Annotated in this window: 2 protein-coding genes; both read left to right on the top strand. The window is 60.1% G+C overall.

The annotated features are described in order from the left end of the window. The first annotated feature begins 610 nt into the window (after window positions 1–610). Entirely contained in the window at window positions 611–1,360 is a 750-nt protein-coding gene (locus NKH97_RS33150) for a Mu transposase domain-containing protein (protein WP_352799972.1), read from the top strand. Window positions 1,361–1,373: 13 nt separating this feature from the next. Continuing rightward, the gene (gene istB / locus NKH97_RS33155) at window positions 1,374–2,129 is read left to right on the top strand and encodes an IS21-like element helper ATPase IstB (protein WP_023750318.1); all 756 of its coding nucleotides are present in this window, start codon (window positions 1,374–1,376) and stop codon (window positions 2,127–2,129) included. Window positions 2,130–2,275 lie beyond the last annotated feature (146 nt).

Raw genomic sequence — 2,275 nt, forward strand, 5'->3', positions numbered from 1 at the left:
CTGACCGATGACGCGCTTGAGAACAAACTCTTCGCTCGCAATGGTGTCAAACAGGGCACGCGGCGGCGCACAGAGCCGAACTGGGCCCATCTTGCCGTCGAGCTTAAGAAGCCGGGCTCACGCTCCTCATCTTGTGGGAGGAGTATCGAGGAAGTCATCCCGACGGATATGGCTACAGCCGGTTCTGCGAGCTCTTTCGCAGCTTCGAACAGCGGCTTTCGCCGACGATGCGCCAGGAACACGCCGCCGGCGACAAGGTCTTCGTCGACTATTCCGGCAAGAAGATCCCGATCGCTGATCGAGACACCGGCGAGATCCGTGAGGCGGAGATCTTTGTGGCGGTCTTGGGAGCGTCCAGCTTCACCTATGCCGAAGCAACCTGGACCCAGACACTGCCTGATTGGATTGGTTCACACGTCAGGATGTTTCGTTTCTTTGATGGCGTTCCCCGCCTGGTCGTCCCCGACAATCTGAAGTCGGGCGTCAGCCGCGCCAGCTTCTACGATCCCGAGATCAACCGCAGCTACGGCATGATGGCATCCCACTATGGCGTCGGCGTCTTCCGGCACGGCCGCGACGGCCGAAGGACAAATCGAAAGTCGAGAACGGCGTGCGTTTCGCCCAGTCCTGCATTCTGGGGCGGCTGCGCAACCAGACCTTCTTCTCGCTGGCCGAGGCCAATGCCGCCATTCGCCAGGCACTCGATCGCATCAATGATCACGTCATGCGTCGGCTGGGCGTCAGTCGCCGGCAACTGTTTGAGAGCGTCGAGCGTGCTGCGCTCGCAAGCCTTCCGAGCGAAGACTACGAATTCGCCGAGTGGCGTTTGGCCCGCGTCTCGACGGACTACCATGTCGAGTTCAAGACCTTCTTTTATTCCGTACCGCACAGCCTCATTCGCCAGCAAGTCGATCTGAGAGCAACGGCACGCACCATCGAGATCTTTCACCGCGGCAAGCGCATTGCCGTCCATCAGCGCCGCTATGGCGGCCCTCGTCATGGGACGGATCCGGATCATATGCCCAGCTCCCACCGGCGATATGCCGAGTGGACGCCGGATCGGTTCCGTCGCTGGGCCGCATCCGTCGGCCCCGAGACGGAAGGCTTGGTTGTCGCAATCCTCGCCAGCCGCCCACATCCTGAACAAGGCTTTCGAACATGCCTGGGTGTTCTGCGCCTGTTTCGCGATGTCACACGCGATCGCGCCGAAGCCGTGTCAGCCCGCGCTGTCGAGATCGGTGGCCTGAACTGCAAGAGCATCGCCTCGCTCATCGCCAATCACAAGGCCGCAAGGCAGTCCACCGAACCGACCGCCATCGTCGATCACGCCAATCTGCGTGGCCCTGATTACTTTCATTGAGGAGATACACACCATGCTGATCAATCCGACCATCGACATGCTGCGCGAACTCGGCCTTCATGGCATGGCCACCGCCTTCCTAGAACTCGACGCACAGTCCGAAGCACGCGGCCTCGAGCACGGCGAATGGCTTGCTATGCTGCTCGAGCGTGAGGCGACCATGCGCCGCCAGAAGCGTTTCGAAGCCCGCGCCAGGGCTGCAAAGCTTCGCCATGACGCACAGATCGAGAATGCCGACTTTCGTGCCGCACGCGGTCTTGACCGCAATCTGTTCATGGCGCTCGCCGGCTGCGACTGGATTCGCAAGCATCACAGTCTTCTCATCACCGGGCCGGCGGGCGTCGGCAAGAGCTGGCTGGCCTGTGCGCTCGGCCACAAAGCTTGCCGAGAGGATTTCTCCGTCGCCTATCACCGCGTTCCCCGGCTGTTTGCAACACTTGCCCTCGCCAGAGGCGACGGACGTTATGGCCGCATCCTCAAGCAACTCGCCAAAACCGACCTTCTCATTCTCGATGACTGGGGACCGGAAAAACTCAATGATGACCAGCGGCGTGATGTGCTTGAGATCATTGAAGACCGCTACGAACGCCGATCGACAATCGTCACCAGTCAGCTGCCCCTGGATCACTGGTACGAGATCATTGCAAACCCAACTCTGGCCGATGCCATCCTCGACCGCCTCGTTCACAACGCCTATCGCATCGATCTCACCGGTGAAAGCATGCGAAAACAGCGCTCGCCAAGAGCGACCGAAACAGCGCAAGCTTGACCTGAAACGAAACCCAATCCAAACATCAACCAGACCCAGGATCAGTCCGAAAAATGGCCGGCTTCAAATCGGAACACCGGCCGGAATGAAATCGGAATGACTGGCCGGCTTCAAATCGGAATCGATGGCCGGCTTCGTCGGAATAC

The sequence above is a fragment of the Mesorhizobium sp. M0870 genome (assembly GCF_040319775.1).
GTDB lineage: Bacteria > Pseudomonadota > Alphaproteobacteria > Rhizobiales > Rhizobiaceae > Mesorhizobium.